The organism is Brachybacterium sp. NBEC-018, from assembly GCF_024860185.1.
Taxonomy (GTDB): domain Bacteria; phylum Actinomycetota; class Actinomycetes; order Actinomycetales; family Dermabacteraceae; genus Brachybacterium; species Brachybacterium rhamnosum.
In genome coordinates, this window is sequence record NZ_CP100650.1 from 1,958,893 (window position 1) to 1,972,480 (window position 13,588).

General features: G+C 71.4%; 14 protein-coding genes and 3 tRNA genes. 16 read left to right on the plus strand and 1 reads right to left on the minus strand.

The features are described from left to right. The first annotated feature begins 48 nt into the window (after positions 1 to 48). From NLU66_RS08850 to NLU66_RS08885, 8 genes are all read left to right on the plus strand, one after another. Entirely contained in the window at positions 49 to 759 is a 711-nt protein-coding gene (locus tag NLU66_RS08850) for a hypothetical protein (RefSeq protein ID WP_259359366.1), read from the plus strand. Positions 760 to 836: 77 nt separating this feature from the next. Then, positions 837 to 5,303 (plus strand): FtsK/SpoIIIE domain-containing protein, encoded by a 4,467-nt coding sequence (locus NLU66_RS08855; RefSeq protein ID WP_259359367.1) that lies wholly within the window; start codon positions 837 to 839, stop codon positions 5,301 to 5,303. Between the two features lie 195 nt (positions 5,304 to 5,498). Beyond that, positions 5,499 to 5,765 (plus strand): WXG100 family type VII secretion target, encoded by a 267-nt coding sequence (locus NLU66_RS08860; protein ID WP_259359368.1) that lies wholly within the window; start codon positions 5,499 to 5,501, stop codon positions 5,763 to 5,765. A gap of 122 nt (positions 5,766 to 5,887) precedes the next feature. Then, the gene (locus tag NLU66_RS08865) at positions 5,888 to 6,370 is read left to right on the plus strand and encodes a hypothetical protein (protein ID WP_259359369.1); all 483 of its coding nucleotides are present in this window, start codon (positions 5,888 to 5,890) and stop codon (positions 6,368 to 6,370) included. Between the two features lie 190 nt (positions 6,371 to 6,560). Beyond that, the gene (locus NLU66_RS08870; RefSeq protein WP_259359370.1) at positions 6,561 to 6,821 is read left to right on the plus strand and encodes a WXG100 family type VII secretion target; all 261 of its coding nucleotides are present in this window, start codon (positions 6,561 to 6,563) and stop codon (positions 6,819 to 6,821) included. Positions 6,822 to 6,885: 64 nt separating this feature from the next. Further along, entirely contained in the window at positions 6,886 to 7,155 is a 270-nt protein-coding gene (locus tag NLU66_RS08875) for a hypothetical protein (RefSeq protein ID WP_137770309.1), read from the plus strand. Between the two features lie 386 nt (positions 7,156 to 7,541). Then, positions 7,542 to 7,802 (plus strand): WXG100 family type VII secretion target, encoded by a 261-nt coding sequence (locus tag NLU66_RS08880; RefSeq protein WP_259359371.1) that lies wholly within the window; start codon positions 7,542 to 7,544, stop codon positions 7,800 to 7,802. A 64-nt stretch (positions 7,803 to 7,866) separates the two neighbouring features. Then, complete coding sequence (locus tag NLU66_RS08885; protein WP_137770309.1) at positions 7,867 to 8,136, plus strand: hypothetical protein; 270 nt, start codon at positions 7,867 to 7,869, stop codon at positions 8,134 to 8,136. Between the two features lie 100 nt (positions 8,137 to 8,236). Here NLU66_RS08885 and NLU66_RS08890 read toward each other — a convergent pair whose 3' ends face one another. After that, a complete protein-coding gene (locus NLU66_RS08890; RefSeq protein WP_259359372.1) occupies positions 8,237 to 8,725 on the minus strand; it encodes a YajQ family cyclic di-GMP-binding protein in 489 nt (162 codons plus the stop codon). A 387-nt stretch (positions 8,726 to 9,112) separates the two neighbouring features. Here NLU66_RS08890 and NLU66_RS08895 point away from each other — a divergent pair. The 8 genes from NLU66_RS08895 to glyA all read left to right on the plus strand — a co-directional run bounded on the left by NLU66_RS08895 (position 9,113) and on the right by glyA (position 13,556). Beyond that, a tRNA-Tyr gene (locus NLU66_RS08895) sits at positions 9,113 to 9,194 on the plus strand. An 85-nt stretch (positions 9,195 to 9,279) separates the two neighbouring features. After that, positions 9,280 to 9,352: transfer RNA gene (locus tag NLU66_RS08900), tRNA-Thr, on the plus strand. Between the two features lie 53 nt (positions 9,353 to 9,405). After that, positions 9,406 to 9,479 (plus strand) — tRNA-Met (locus tag NLU66_RS08905). 97 nt (positions 9,480 to 9,576) lie between these two features. Next, the gene (gene rpmG, locus NLU66_RS08910) at positions 9,577 to 9,747 is read left to right on the plus strand and encodes a 50S ribosomal protein L33 (RefSeq protein ID WP_017823818.1); all 171 of its coding nucleotides are present in this window, start codon (positions 9,577 to 9,579) and stop codon (positions 9,745 to 9,747) included. Between the two features lie 206 nt (positions 9,748 to 9,953). Beyond that, positions 9,954 to 10,403 carry a MaoC family dehydratase gene (locus NLU66_RS08915; protein WP_137770311.1) on the plus strand — a complete coding sequence of 150 codons (450 nt, stop codon included), beginning with the start codon at positions 9,954 to 9,956 and terminating at the stop codon, positions 10,401 to 10,403. A 133-nt stretch (positions 10,404 to 10,536) separates the two neighbouring features. Beyond that, positions 10,537 to 10,974, plus strand: coding sequence for a MaoC/PaaZ C-terminal domain-containing protein (locus NLU66_RS08920; RefSeq protein ID WP_259359373.1), 438 nt, complete (start codon positions 10,537 to 10,539; stop codon positions 10,972 to 10,974). Then, entirely contained in the window at positions 10,971 to 12,098 is a 1,128-nt protein-coding gene (locus NLU66_RS08925) for a UDP-N-acetylmuramate dehydrogenase (RefSeq protein ID WP_259359374.1), read from the plus strand. Before NLU66_RS08920 ends, NLU66_RS08925 begins: the two co-directional genes overlap by 4 nt. 186 nt (positions 12,099 to 12,284) lie before the next feature. Beyond that, positions 12,285 to 13,556 (plus strand): serine hydroxymethyltransferase, encoded by a 1,272-nt coding sequence (gene glyA / locus NLU66_RS08930; protein ID WP_416232148.1) that lies wholly within the window; start codon positions 12,285 to 12,287, stop codon positions 13,554 to 13,556. The last annotated feature ends 32 nt before the right edge of the window (positions 13,557 to 13,588 follow it).

Here is a 13,588-nt window from a genome sequence, read left to right on the forward strand (position 1 = left end):
CGACGACAGCAGCCCCCGACGGGGGCACGAGCACGAGGAGGGACGCCGATGACGTCCTCGATCTCCGTGGAGTTCTGCGGCGAATGGTTCACGGTCGCCGACGGCGAGGAGCTGACGATCGGCCGGGACGCGGATCTCAGCGTCGACGACGACAACCCGTTCCTGCACCGGCGCTTCCTGTCGATCGTGCAGGTGGACACGCTGTGGTGGCTCGTCAACATCGGCTCGCGGCTCTCCGCGACGATCACCGACCCCGGCGGAGCGATGCAGGCCTGGCTCGCCCCGGGCGCCCGCATCCCGCTCGTCTTCGACGAGACCAAGGTCGTGTTCACCGCGGGACCGACCACCTACGACCTCTCCATCCACACCGAGTCGCCCTCCTTCGAGCGGATCGCCGGCCCGGACGACCCGGTGGGGGAGACGACGGTGGGCGCCGTGCAGCTCACGGCGAGCCAGAAGCTGCTCATCCTCGCGCTCTCCGAGCAGATGCTCGCCCGCGAGGGCAGCGGCATGAGCACCGTGCCGACCTCCGCCCAGGCCGCGGAGCGGCTCGGGTGGCAGCTCACGAAGTTCAACCGCAAGCTCGACAACGTGTGCGACAAGCTCGACCGGATGGGCGTGCGCGGTCTGCGCGGCGGCCCCGGGAAGCTCGCGAGCAACCGTCGGGCCCGTCTCGTCGAGCACGCCGTCATGTCGCGGCTCGTGACGGCGGAGGACCTGCCGCTGCTCGACCAGGCGCAGCAGCCCGACGAGGACTGATCGACCGGGCGGCCGGCATCCCCGGTCGCCGACGACGGCGGGTCTGAGCCCGCCCCAGGGGGAGGACCCGCACCACCATGCGCATCAAGCTGACGCTGCGCCGTCCCGAGGACCGGCTCACCGACCTCGAGGTGACCGCCGACGCGACCGCCTCGGTCGCCGACGTCGCCAACGCGCTGTACCTCGCCGATCCCCTCCGCGACGAGGTCGAGCCGCCCGAGGGGCTGACCCTCCAGGTCCAGGACCCCGGCGCGGGCCCCGGCGCGAGCGGCGTGCGCTCCCTGGACCGCGGCGCGGACCTCATCCAGGCGGGCCTGCGCTCCGGGAGCGTCGTCTCCATCGCCCGCTCCTCCGAGGACTTCGAGACCCGGGCGGAGTCCCGCGGAGCGGCCGTCGCCCTGCTGCGGGTCCTCTCCGGGCCGGAGGCGGGCCGCGAGTTCCCGCTGCCCAGCGGATCGAGCGTCGTGGGGCGCGAGGGCGACCTCGACATCCGCATCGCCGATCCGATGCTCTCCAAGCGGCACGCCCGCATCAACGTCTCCGACACGATCGAGGTCGTGGACCTCCACTCCTCGAACGGCGTGGTGATCGGCGGCGAGCAGGTCCAGCGCGCCGTCATCGGCCCCGCGGACACCGTCCTCATCGGCGGGACGACCTTCTCCGTGATCACCCTGCACCGGCTGGGCGGCGCGGCCCCGAGCAGCCCGGTCGTCGAGTTCAACCGCTCCCCGCGGGTGGTGCCGCGCTTCCCCTATCGGCCGCTCAAGGCGCCCACCCCGCCCAAGGAGACCGCCCCGCAGTTCTTCCCGATCTTCATGATGTTCGCGCCCGTGTTCATGGGCGCCTTCATGTTCTCCCTGACCCGCAGCCCCTTCTCGCTCATGTTCGTGGTGATGATGCCGCTCATGGCCACCGCGGGCTACCTCAACCGCAAGTGGCAGCAGAAGAAGCAGCTCGAGCGGCAGATCGAGAACTTCGAGGAGGGGCTCGCCTCGCTCAAGCGCCGCGTCACCGCCGCCCAGGACCTCGAGCGGGCGGTGCGGCTGGTGGAGACCCCCTCCGCCGCGGACACCGTCGACGCGGCGTTCCGCCTGGGCCGCCTGCTGTGGACCCACCGCACCGAGCACAACGCCTTCGGCACCGTGCGCCTGGGCCTCGGGGTCGCCGAGTCGCGCGTGGGCATCGAGATGCCGGGGGAGAACGACGCGATCCCGAAGTACTACGACATGCTCGACGACATGCACGAGAAGTACCGCCTGATCGCGGGCGTGCCGATCGTCGCGGACCTCCGCTCCGCCGGCAGCATCGGCGTCGCCGGCGGAGGCGAGGAGGCGGACGGCGTGGCCCGCGGGCTCGTCACCCAGCTGTTCGCGCTGCACTCGCCGGCGGATCTCGCGATCGCCGCGATCACCTCGCGCACCAGCCGCGACCGCTGGCAGTGGCTGAAGTGGCTCCCGCACACCTCGAGCCCCCACTCCCCGCTGCCCGGCGACCACCTCGCCGACAGCCCCGGCCGCGGCACCGCCCTGCTCTCCCGCATCGAGGAGCTCATCGAGCAGCGGGGCCAGGGCGCCCCGGCCCAGCTGCGCACCCCGCAGACCACGGACGTCACGTCGGAGCCGCCGATCCCGCCGGAGCCGGTCGCCCCGCTGCTGCTCGTGGTCATCGAGGACGACGCGCCCGTCGACCGCGCCCGCCTCGTGCGCCTCGCGGAGAAGGGGCCCGACGTCGGCGTGCACGTGCTGTGGTCCGCCGCGAACGTCGCCGCGCTGCCCGCGGCATGCCGCACCTACGTCTCGGTCGACGAGGCCGTGGAGGGCGCGAGCGCGGGCCACGTGCGGCTCGGGGAGCGGTACTACCCCGTGACCGTCGAGACCGTCGCGGTCGACGTCGCCGCCGGGGTGGCCCGCCACCTCTCGCCCGTGGTCGACGCGGGCGTGCCGGTGGACGACGACTCCGACCTCCCGCGCGCGATCTCCTACCTCAAGCTCGGCGGCATGGCGCTCGCCGAGGACCCGGGCCACATCATCGAGCGGTGGAAGGAGAACAACTCCCTCACCCCGCGGGACGGCTCCGAGCCGGTGCGCCGCAAGCACGACGCGAACCTGCGCGGGCTGATCGGCCACAACGGCCAGGACGCCTTCCACCTGGACCTGCGCACCAACGGCCCGCACGCCCTCGTGGGCGGCACCACCGGCGCCGGCAAGTCCGAGTTCCTGCAGGCCTGGGTGATGGGCATGGCCACCGCCCACAGCCCGGACCGCGTGACCTTCCTCTTCGTGGACTACAAGGGCGGCGCGGCCTTCGCGGACTGCATCACCCTTCCCCATGCGGTGGGCCTGGTCACCGACCTCTCCCCGCACCTCGTGCGCCGCGCGCTCACCTCCCTGCGGGCGGAGCTGCACCATCGCGAGCACCTGCTGAACCGCAAGAAGGCGAAGGACCTCGTCTCGCTCGAGCGCACCGGCGACCCCGAGACCCCGCCGAGCCTCATCATCATCGTCGACGAGTTCGCGGCGCTGGCCAAGGAGATCCCCGAGTTCGTGGACGGCGTGGTCGACGTCGCCGCGCGCGGCCGCTCCCTGGGGCTCCACCTGATCCTCGCCACCCAGCGACCGGCCGGTGTCATCAAGGACAACCTGCGCGCGAACACGAACCTCCGCATCGCCCTGCGCATGGCCGACGAGGCGGATTCCCAGGACATCCTGGGCGACAAGATGGCCGCCCACTTCGATCCGGGGATCCCGGGCCGCGCCGCCGCGAAGACCGGTCCGGGCCGCATCGCGACCTTCCAGACCGGTTACGCGGGAGGCTGGACGACCGAGGAGCCCGAGCGGGCCCGCATCGACATCGTCGAGCGTGACTTCGGCACGGGGGAGGCCTGGGACATCCCGGCCCCGCCCGTGAAGGAGGTCAAGGACCCGGGCCCCAACGACATCAGCCGGGTCGTGCACACGATCATCGGCGCCGCGGAGCAGGCCGGCGTGCCGGCACCGCGCAAGCCGTGGCTCTCCGAGCTCGCGGACGCCTACGACCTCTCCCGCCTGCCCACCCGGCGCAGCGACGAGGAGCTGCTGCTGGGCGTCATGGACGTCCCGGAGCAGCAGGCGCAGCCCACGATCTCCTACTTCCCCGACCGCGACGGCAACATGGCCATCTACGGCACGGGCGGCTCCGGCAAGTCCACGACCCTGCGCACCCTCGCGATCTCCGCCGCCTCGACGGTGCGCGGCGGCCCCGTGCACGTGTACGGCCTGGACTTCGGCGCCTCGGGCCTGTCGATGCTCGAGGAGCTCCCGCACGTGGGCTCGATCGTCCCCGGGGACGACGAGGAGCGGGTCATCCGCCTGCTGCGCACGCTGCGCGGGCTGGTCGACGAGCGCGCCCGCGACTTCGCGCGGTTCCGCGCCGGCTCGATCTCCGAGTACCGCGAGCTCGCCGGGAAGCCGGAGGAGCCGCGCATCCTACTGCTCGTGGACGGCATGGCGGCGTTCCGGGAGGCCTACGACTACTCGAACCTCACGAAGTGGTTCACGACGTTCGTGCAGATCGCGACCGACGGGCGCCAGGTGGGCGTGCACGTGATCGTCACCGGCGACCGCCCCAACGCGATCCCCACCTCGCTGGGCTCCTCGATCCAGCGCCGCCTCATCCACCGCATGACCGGGGTGGACGACTACGCGGGCTTCGGCGAGCCGAAGGACGTGCTCGACGGCTCCTCGCCCCCCGGCCGCGCGATCCTCGAGGGCCACGAGATGCAGGTCGCCGTCCACGGCGGCGACGCGAACGTCGCGATCCAGTCCCGCGAGGTCACGAAGCTCGCGCGGGCGATGCGCCGGGCCGGCGTGCCGGAGGCCCCCGCCGTGGAGCGTCTGCCGGAGCGGGTCGAGCTGTCCTCGCTGCGGCCGGTCGTCGGCGGTCGTCCCGTGCTGGGCGTGGGCGACGAGACCCTCGCCGAGGTCACCTTCGAGCCGCGCGGCGCGTTCATGGTCACGGGCCCGATGGGCTCGGGTCGCACCACCGCGATGCTCACGATCGCCACCGGGCTGAAGGCGCTCGAGCAGCCGATGCGGCTCGTGCGCTTCTCCGCACGACGGACCCCGCTCACGGGGCTCGACGTCTGGGACGTGGAGGCCTCGGACCCGGAGACGGTCAAGGAGCTCGCCGCCCAGCTGCGCGGCACCGTGGAGTCCGGGACCGTGGGGGAGGGGCGTCTGGCGCTGTTCATCGACGGCGTCACCGACTTCACCGGGACGGGCGTCGAGAACGACCTCGACAAGCTGATCCGCGCCTCCACCCGCGAGGGCCAGTTCGTGGTGGGCGAGAACGAGTCCGCCTCGTGGTCGCAGGCCTACGTGCTCGCCCAGCCCTTCAAGTCCGGTCGCCGCGGCCTGCTGCTGCAGCCGGGGGAGATGGAGGGCGACTCACTGCTGGGGACGAGCCTGGGCAGGATCCGGCGCGCGGACTTCCCGACAGGCCGAGGGTTCCTCGTCGCCGGCGGCCGCGCGACCAAGCTGCAGGTCGCCCAGCGCACGATCGACTGATCCGGTCGCACGTCGGCGCTCCCGCCGCGCTGGGGAGGACCGGTCGTCCACATGGGGACTCCTCCCCATCGTCGGATCCGGGAGGTCGACCTACAGTGAGGACGTCGACCAGGACGCAGGTGCCGGAGCCCCGAGAGCAGGGGCGCGGGCGCCGGTCCGATCAGCAGAGCACACCGAGTGAGGGGAGAGGGTCCCGTGAACGCCACGCAGGGCATGAACGTCGAAGAGGTCCGCCGGATGGCGAACCAGCTGCGCGATGCGGCGGAGGAGATCACCCGCATCGAGCAGGAGCTGACCTCCGGGCTGGAGGAGGTCGACTGGACGGGTCCGGATGCGGACCGCTTCCGCGGCGAATGGTCCGGGGAGATGGTCCCCGCGCTGCAGCAGGTCATGAAGGCCGTCGAGGAGCTGGGGCAGACGGCCGACTCCAACGCCGCCGAGCAGGAGGCCACCTCCTCCTGACCGGAGGGACGCGGTGACCCCTGGAGACGGGGGACAGGAGGCCCGGACGGAACACCCGTCCGGGCCTCCTGCGCGCTGGTATCTTGGGCGCGGTCACGGGTGGGACGAACGGAGCGGACAGCATGGTCAAGAGCATCACGTACCCGAGCGCCGACTTCCCCGGGCCGCCGCGGATCAGCGCGGGCGTGCCCGAGGACTGGGAGGCGCTCACGGTCGCGGGTGTCCAGCTCGCCGTCGCCCAGCCGCGCGTCGAGGGTCGCTTCCGCGCCAACGTGGTGGTCACCGTGCAGCGCTTCGGACCCGAGTTCACGCTCGACCAGGCCGGCGAGTCGCTCACGCGCCGCAAGGCCGCCCTCCCCGAGCTCGAGGAGCTCGGCACGGGCCGGATCGAGGTGGGCGACCGCGAGTGGATCGCGAGCGAGTACGGCTATACCCAGCCCGGCCGGCCCACCGTGGTGCAGGCCGCCCGGTACACGGTGGTCCCGCGCGGGGAGAGCGCGACCGACGTCGTGGAGATCGTCGGCAGCTGCGGGGCGGACGGCGCCGACGACGAGATCGAGATCGTGCGCGGCATCCAGGACTCGCTGCGCATCGAGACCGACTGACCCACCCCCTCGCGCCCACCGGGGCGTCCCCGAGCGGGGAGTGCTCCACGGGGAGTTCTCCCCATCGACCCGCCACCGGTGCCCGACATAGCGTGGAGGCATCAGCCCGGGAGATCGAGGAGGCGGCCACGGAGGCCGCGGAGGTCACCCGGGGAGAGCCCAGGGAACACCGGATGAGGGGATGAGGACCATGAAGAAGGGTATGAACCCGGAGGCTGTCGATCAGATGGCCACGCAGATCACCGATGCGGCTGATCAGGCGAATGAGGCGTACCAGCGGGTGCTGGCGCGTGTGCAGGAGTTCGACTGGACCGGTGAGGATCGTGACCGGTACGTGTCGGAGTTCGAGTCGACGGTGGGTCAGGCGGTGCAGCAGCTGGTGCAGCAGGCGCAGGATCTGTCGGAGCGGGCGTCGAAGAATGCTTCCGAGCAGCGGGAGGCGTCCGCCTGATCGGCGGGTGCGTCAGCTTCTCATAGTCGTCGAGATCAGTTTTTTCTAGAGCGAGGGGATTGTCATGGCTTTCAAGGGAATGAACCCGGAGGAGGGTCGCGAGGTCGCGACCGCGATCAATGAGGCGGGCAGCCAGATCCTGGATGCGATCGATGCGGTGACCGGTGTGGTCAACGGTGTGGAGTGGGTCGGTCCGGATTACGACACGTATGTGGATGACTGGAACGGTTTTGTGTCCGGTCCGGTGAACAGCGTGGTCGAGGCGTGCAAGGCGAAGTCGGATGAGCTGAACCAGCATGCCGAGGAGCAGGACACGACCTCGAACAGCAACTGAGGCCGTCCGGCCGCGGAGTCGTCCGCGCCGCCGCAGGACCCCGTCCCGTCCCCCGCAGGGGAGCGGTGCGGGGTCCTTCGCCGTCCGCAGCCGGGGCCGGCGCCGGCGGGGAGCGGGGCGAGCGGCGACCGGGACGAGCGGCCCGAGCCGGCCGTCATCCACAACGGCTCCGTGCGGGCCGCGAGCGCGATCTCACCTCTGACCTGTGGTGATGGTCAACAGGCGGTATGGGGAGGGGGATGGGGAGTTGTCCCCATCGCCAGGTCGTGCAGGGCCGCCTAGTGTGGAGTCATCACCTGGAGGTCAGGGATCGAGGAGGCGGCCACGGCGGCCGCGGAGATCCGGACCATGGGTGGACCAGGGAAGACACGACGAGGAGGAACGCCATGAAGAAGGGTATGAACCCGGAGGCTGTCGATCAGATGGCCACGCAGATCACCGATGCGGCTGATCAGGCGAATGAGGCGTACCAGCGGGTGCTGGCGCGTGTGCAGGAGATCGACTGGACCGGTGAGGATCGTGACCGGTACGTGTCGGAGTTCGAGTCGACGGTGGGTCAGGCGGTGCAGCAGCTGGTGCAGCAGGCGCAGGATCTGTCGGAGCGGGCGTCGAAGAATGCTTCCGAGCAGCGGGAGGCGTCCGCCTGATCGGCGGGTGCGTCAGCTTCTCATAGTCGTCGAGATCAGTTTTTTCTAGAGCGAGGGGATTGTCATGGCTTTCAAGGGAATGAACCCGGAGGAGGGTCGCGAGGTCGCGACCGCGATCAATGAGGCGGGCAGCCAGATCCTGGATGCGATCGATGCGGTGACCGGTGTGGTCAACGGTGTGGAGTGGGTCGGTCCGGATTACGACACGTATGTGGATGACTGGAACGGTTTTGTGTCCGGTCCGGTGAACAGCGTGGTCGAGGCGTGCAAGGCGAAGTCGGATGAGCTGAACCAGCATGCCGAGGAGCAGGACACGACCTCGAACAGCAACTGAGGTCCCTCCCGGCCCCGCCGGGAGAGCACAGGAGCCCCGATCCCACCCCGTGCAGGGGAGGGGATCGGGGCTCCTCGACGTGCTGAGGGCTCGCGGGCGATCAGCGGTAGTTGATGAACTGCAGCGCGACCTCGAGGTCCTTGCCCTTGAGCAGGGCGATGACGCCCTGGAGGTCGTCGCGGCTCTTGGAGGAGACCCGCAGCTCGTCGCCCTGGATCTGGGCCTTCACACCCTTGGGGCCCTCGTCGCGGATGATCTTGGAGATCTTCTTGGCGTCCTCGGTGCTGATGCCCTCCTTGAGGGCGGCCGCGAGACGCACCTCCTTGCCGGACTGCTTGGGCTCGCCCACCTCGATGGCCTTGAGGGAGATGCCGCGGCGCAGGAGCTTGGTCTGCAGGACGTCGCGGACGGCCAGCACGCGCTCCTCGGCGTTCGCGGTCATGACGATCTCGTCCCCGCTGAGGGTGAGCGAGGCGCCGGTGCCGCGGAAGTCGTAGCGCTGGCCCACCTCCTTCACCGCCTGGTTGACGGCGTTGTCGACCTCCTGGCGGTCGAGCTGGCTGACGATGTCGAACGATGAATCGGCCATGGGGTGCCTTCCTTCCTCGGGGGTTCCCTGCCCCTGCATGATGCACGATCCCCCGATGATGCCCGATCCCGGCGCTGCGCCGGGAGGGACCGTGGCCCTGTGCGCCGGAGCAAGAGGCGCCCCGAGAGTCGTGCCGGGGCGGTGCGGGACGCGTCGGGCGGGCTGCCGGTGGCGGCCCGTTGATCCCCATGGCCCGCTGCCGAGCGGGCACCGAACCCACCTGAGGCATCGAAACTGCAGGTCAGGCGCCCTGTGACCATGGTCATGCGGTGAAGCGGCCTCCCGGGTTCGCGCACCGTCGCCCACCCCGCTATGCTTTTCGAGTCCGCTTCCGGCGGCCCTCGCACCTGGTTCCCAGGGGTGGAGGACGACGGGGGAGGCCAACCCGGCAGGTTACCCGAGTGGCCAAAGGGGGCTGACTGTAAATCAGCTGGCATTGCCTACGGGGGTTCGAATCCCTCACCTGCCACCGCGGAGGGTCCTTGTGATCCGAAGCACCGGGAACACCGCGAGAATTGCTCTCCGAGCAGGGATTGTGTAGTGTTCACCGGGTTGCCCTGATAGCTCAGTCGGCAGAGCATCTCCATGGTAAGGAGAAGGTCAAGGGTTCGATTCCCTTTCAGGGCTCTGATGGATGCCGGCCCGGTCTCGTCTCGAGATCGGGCCGTCGCATCGATCACGCCGGGGTAGCTCAGACGGTTAGAGCGCACGACTCATAATCGTGAGGTCGCGGGTTCGATCCCCGCCCTCGGTACCGCACCGGTCCTACCGGCGATAAGATTCATCTCCCCGCGAGGGGACCCAGTCAGGCGCGCGGGCGAGCGCGCTTCTCGGAACGAAAGAGGCGAGTCGTGGCGAGCAAGAGCTCTGACGTGCGTCCCAAGATCACGATGGCCTGCACCGAGTGCAAGGCCCGCAACTACATCACCAAGAAGAACCGTCGCAACACCCCGGATCGGCTGGAGCTCTCGAAGTTCTGCCCGACCTGCGGCAAGCAGACGGCGCACCGCGAGACCCGCTGACCGGGTCTCCCCAGCGCGACACGACAGGCCACTCGGGGCGACCCGGGTGGCCTTCGTGCATCCTGGGGGAGGTGCGCCATGGGCGCGCCGTCCTCACGGCCCGCAGGCCACCACGCCCGCGGGCCCGCCGTCGGACCTGCGGCTCCGCAGTGCCACCGCCTTCGATCGCCCCGGGGGATCACCCGCCCGGGCACCCTGGGAGAGACATGACCACCACCCCGGATCCGTCCTTCGCCGGTCGCACCTACCCCGCAGGGGCCGTGCACGAGGTCTCGAGCGCGAAGATCGCCGAGTTCGCGCGCGCCACCGGCGCCACCTCCCCGCTGCACCTCGATCCCGAGGCGGCCCGCGCGGCCGGCCACGCGGGCGTCGTCGCACCGCCCACCTTCCTGGTCTCCCTCGCCCAGGCCACCGAGGCGCAGTACATCGAGGACCCGGCCTCGGGGATCGACTTCACGCGCGTGGTCCACGGCGAGGAGGGGTTCACCCTCGAGCGTCCCGTCGTCGCGGGGGACCGGCTCGTCCCGACGCTCACCGTCGAGTCCGTGCGCGCCGCCGGCGGCCACGCCATGGTCACCACCAGGGTGGACATGACCGACGAGGCCGGCGCGCCCGTCGCGAGCGTGCGCAGCATGCTCGTCGTCCGCGGCGACTGACCCGCCGCGGCGACGGCCCCTCGCGGCGACCTGCCGCACGGCGCCCGTCCGCCTCCTCCCCGCAGCGCCCCGGCACCGACGCCGGACCCCCGACCTCCCGCGGCCCCGGCCGCCCCACGCCCCTGGAGATGCGATGAACGACCTCGACCTCAGCACCCTCGAGAAGGGCCAGGTCCTCGCCCGGCGCGAGCACCGGCTCAGCCGCGACACCCTGGTCCGCTACGCGGGCGCCTCCGGCGACTTCAACCCGATCCACTACAACGACACGGTCGCGGAGGCCGCCGGCCTGCCCGGCGTCATCGCCCACGGCATGCTGACCATGGGCACCGCGATCACCGGCCTGCTCGAGGAGCTCGGCGACCCCTCGCTGCTGCGCGAGTACTCCACCCGCTTCACCAAGCCCGTGCCCGTCCCCGCCACCGGCGAGGCCGTGCTCGAGGTGACCGCGACCGTCGGGGCCGTCGACCCCGAGGCCGGCACCGCCCGGATCGACCTCACCGCCGTCACCGCGGAGGGCACCTCGGTGCTGGGCCGCGCCCGCGCCGTCATCGCGCTGCCGGTGCAGGCATGAGGCTCGCCGACCTCACGACCCTGCGGATCGGCGGCGAGATCCGCACCCTCGTCGAGGCGACGACCGAGCAGCAGGTCATCGACGCCGTCTCCGCGGCGGATGCCGCGGGGGAGCCGCTGCTCGTGCTCGGCGGCGGCTCCAACCTCATCGCCTCCGACGCCCCCTTCGAGGGCACCGTCGTCCTGCTGAAGGACCCCGGGACCCCGCCCGGCCTCGACGCGACCTGCGAGATCCCCACCTCGGGCGAGCCCGACGGCAGCCCCGCGGATCCCGCCGCCCTCACACCGCTGGACCCCACCTGCGGTGGCGCGATCGTCGAGCACTTCGCCGGAGTCAGCTGGGACCGCGCCGTGCAGTACGCCGTGGCGCGGGAGCTCGTGGGCATCGAGGCGCTCTCCGGCATCCCCGGGACCGTGGGGGCGACCCCGATCCAGAACGTCGGCGCCTACGGCCAGGAGGTCGCCGCGACGATCACGCGGGTGCGCACCTGGGACCGCGAGCGCGGGGCCGTGCGCACCTTCTATGCGGGTGACTGCGACTTCGCCTACCGCGACAGCATCTTCAAGCGCACGCCCTTCGCAGGCGGGGCGCCGTCGGCCACCGGCCGTTACGTGGTGCTCTCCGTGAGCTTCCAGCACACCCTCGGATCGCTCTCCGCCCCCGTGCGCTACGCCCAGCTCGCCGCGGCGCTCGGCATCGAGGTGGGCCAGCGGGCGCCGATGGCGGAGGTGCGGGAGATCGTGCTGCGGATCCGCGGGGAGAAGGGCATGGTCCTGGATCCCGCGGACCACGACACGTGGAGCGCCGGCAGCTTCTTCACCAACCCGATCCTCCCGGCGGCGGAGGCCGAGCACCTGCCCGAGGACGCCCCCCGCTTCCCCGCGGGCGAGGGACTCGTGAAGACGAGCGCCGCCTGGCTCATCAGCCATGCCGGCTTCGACCGCGGCTTCGCGGTGGGGGAGCGGGCGAGCCTGTCCACCAAGCACTCCCTCGCGCTGACCAACCGCGGCGGCGCCTCGAGCGAGGACCTCGTGGCCCTCGCCCGCGCCGTGCAGGCCGGGGTCGCCGAGCGCTTCGGCGTCGCGCTGCACCCGGAGCCGGTGCGGCTCGGCGTCGACCTCTGACCCGGGGACGGCTGCCCCGGGGACGGCTGTCCCGGGGACGGCTGTCCCGGGGCGGCTGACCGGGGACGTCGCGCGGGACCGCGGCGCCGTGGGACGGCGTGGACGATCCTGCCCGGGGCGGCGCTGCGCTCTAGGATGGAGGGACGGCCCATGCCCCGCCGATCCACCCTTGCCGCAGGAGGCCCTGTGAACGACGTCCTCTCCCAGTCCATCGCCGATCTCGACCCGGACATCGCCCAGGTCCTGGATCGGGAGCTCGCCCGCCAGCAGCGCACGCTGGAGATGATCGCCAGCGAGAACTTCGTGCCGCGCGCCGTGCTCCAGGCGCAGGGCTCGGTGCTGACGAACAAGTACGCGGAGGGCTACCCCGGTCGCCGCTACTACGGCGGCTGCGAGGAGGTCGACGTCGCCGAGGAGATCGCGATCCAGCGCGCGAAGGACCTCTTCGGCGCCGAGCACGCGAACGTCCAGCCGCACTCGGGCGCCACCGCGAACGCCGCGGTCATGCACGCCCTCGCCCGCCCCGGCGACACCCTCATGGGCCTCTCGCTCGCGCACGGCGGCCACCTCACCCACGGCATGAAGATCAACTTCTCCGGCCGCCTCTACGACATCGTGGCCTACGAGACCGAGCCCGGCACCGGCCTGATCGACATGGACAAGGTCCACGCCCTCGCCGTCGAGTCGCAGCCCAAGGTCATCGTCGCCGGCTGGTCCGCGTACACGCGCCAGCTCGACTTCGCACGCTTCCGCGAGATCGCCGACGAGGTCGGCGCCGCGCTCTGGGTCGACATGGCGCACTTCGCGGGCCTCGTCGCCGCGGGCCTGCACCCGAGCCCCGTCCCCTACGCGGACGTCGTCTCCACCACCATCCACAAGACCATCGGCGGCCCCCGCTCCGGGATGATCCTGTGCAAGGAGAAGTGGGCGAAGAAGATCGACTCCGCCGTCTTCCCCGGCCAGCAGGGCGGGCCCCTCATGCACGTCATCGCCGCGAAGGCCGTCGCGCTCAAGGTCGCCGCCTCCGAGGACTTCAAGGACCGCCAGGCCCGCACCCTCGAGGGCGCGAAGATCCTCGCCGAGCGGCTCCAGCAGGAGGACGCCGCCGCCCAGGGCGTGAAGGTCATCTCCGGCGGGACCGACGTGCACCTCGTGCTCGTGGATCTCGTGGACAGCGAGCTCGACGGCCAGCAGGCCGAGGACCGCCTCCACGAGGTGGGCATCACCGTGAACCGCAACGCGGTCCCCAACGACCCGCGTCCCCCGCGCGTCACCTCGGGCCTGCGCATCGGGACCCCGGCCCTCGCGACCCGCGGTTTCGGCGCCGAGGAGTTCACCGAGGTCGCCGATGTCATCGCCCTCGCCCTCACCGGCGGCGCGGACATCGAGTCCCTGCGGGCCCGCACCGCGGCCCTCGCCGAGAAGAAGCCGCTCTACGCAGAGCTCCAGCAGTACTGATCGACCTTCGCGGGGCCCGGCCGATGCCGGGC

Excerpts from the sequence above, each read along its gene's own strand:
- NLU66_RS08920 (WP_259359373.1), top strand. The coding sequence starts at position 10,537 with ATGAACGACCTCGACCTCAGCACCCTCGAGAAGGGCCAGGTCCTCGCC.
- NLU66_RS08925 (WP_259359374.1), top strand. The coding sequence starts at position 10,971 with ATGAGGCTCGCCGACCTCACGACCCTGCGGATCGGCGGCGAGATCCGC.
- NLU66_RS08875 (WP_137770309.1), top strand. The coding sequence starts at position 6,886 with ATGGCTTTCAAGGGAATGAACCCGGAGGAGGGTCGCGAGGTCGCGACC.
- NLU66_RS08865 (WP_259359369.1), top strand. The coding sequence starts at position 5,888 with ATGGTCAAGAGCATCACGTACCCGAGCGCCGACTTCCCCGGGCCGCCG.
- NLU66_RS08890 (WP_259359372.1), bottom strand. The coding sequence starts at position 8,725 with ATGGCCGATTCATCGTTCGACATCGTCAGCCAGCTCGACCGCCAGGAG.
- NLU66_RS08880 (WP_259359371.1), top strand. The coding sequence starts at position 7,542 with ATGAAGAAGGGTATGAACCCGGAGGCTGTCGATCAGATGGCCACGCAG.
- NLU66_RS08915 (WP_137770311.1), top strand. The coding sequence starts at position 9,954 with ATGACCACCACCCCGGATCCGTCCTTCGCCGGTCGCACCTACCCCGCA.
- NLU66_RS08855 (WP_259359367.1), top strand. The coding sequence starts at position 837 with ATGCGCATCAAGCTGACGCTGCGCCGTCCCGAGGACCGGCTCACCGAC.
- NLU66_RS08870 (WP_259359370.1), top strand. The coding sequence starts at position 6,561 with ATGAAGAAGGGTATGAACCCGGAGGCTGTCGATCAGATGGCCACGCAG.
- NLU66_RS08885 (WP_137770309.1), top strand. The coding sequence starts at position 7,867 with ATGGCTTTCAAGGGAATGAACCCGGAGGAGGGTCGCGAGGTCGCGACC.
- NLU66_RS08850 (WP_259359366.1), top strand. The coding sequence starts at position 49 with ATGACGTCCTCGATCTCCGTGGAGTTCTGCGGCGAATGGTTCACGGTC.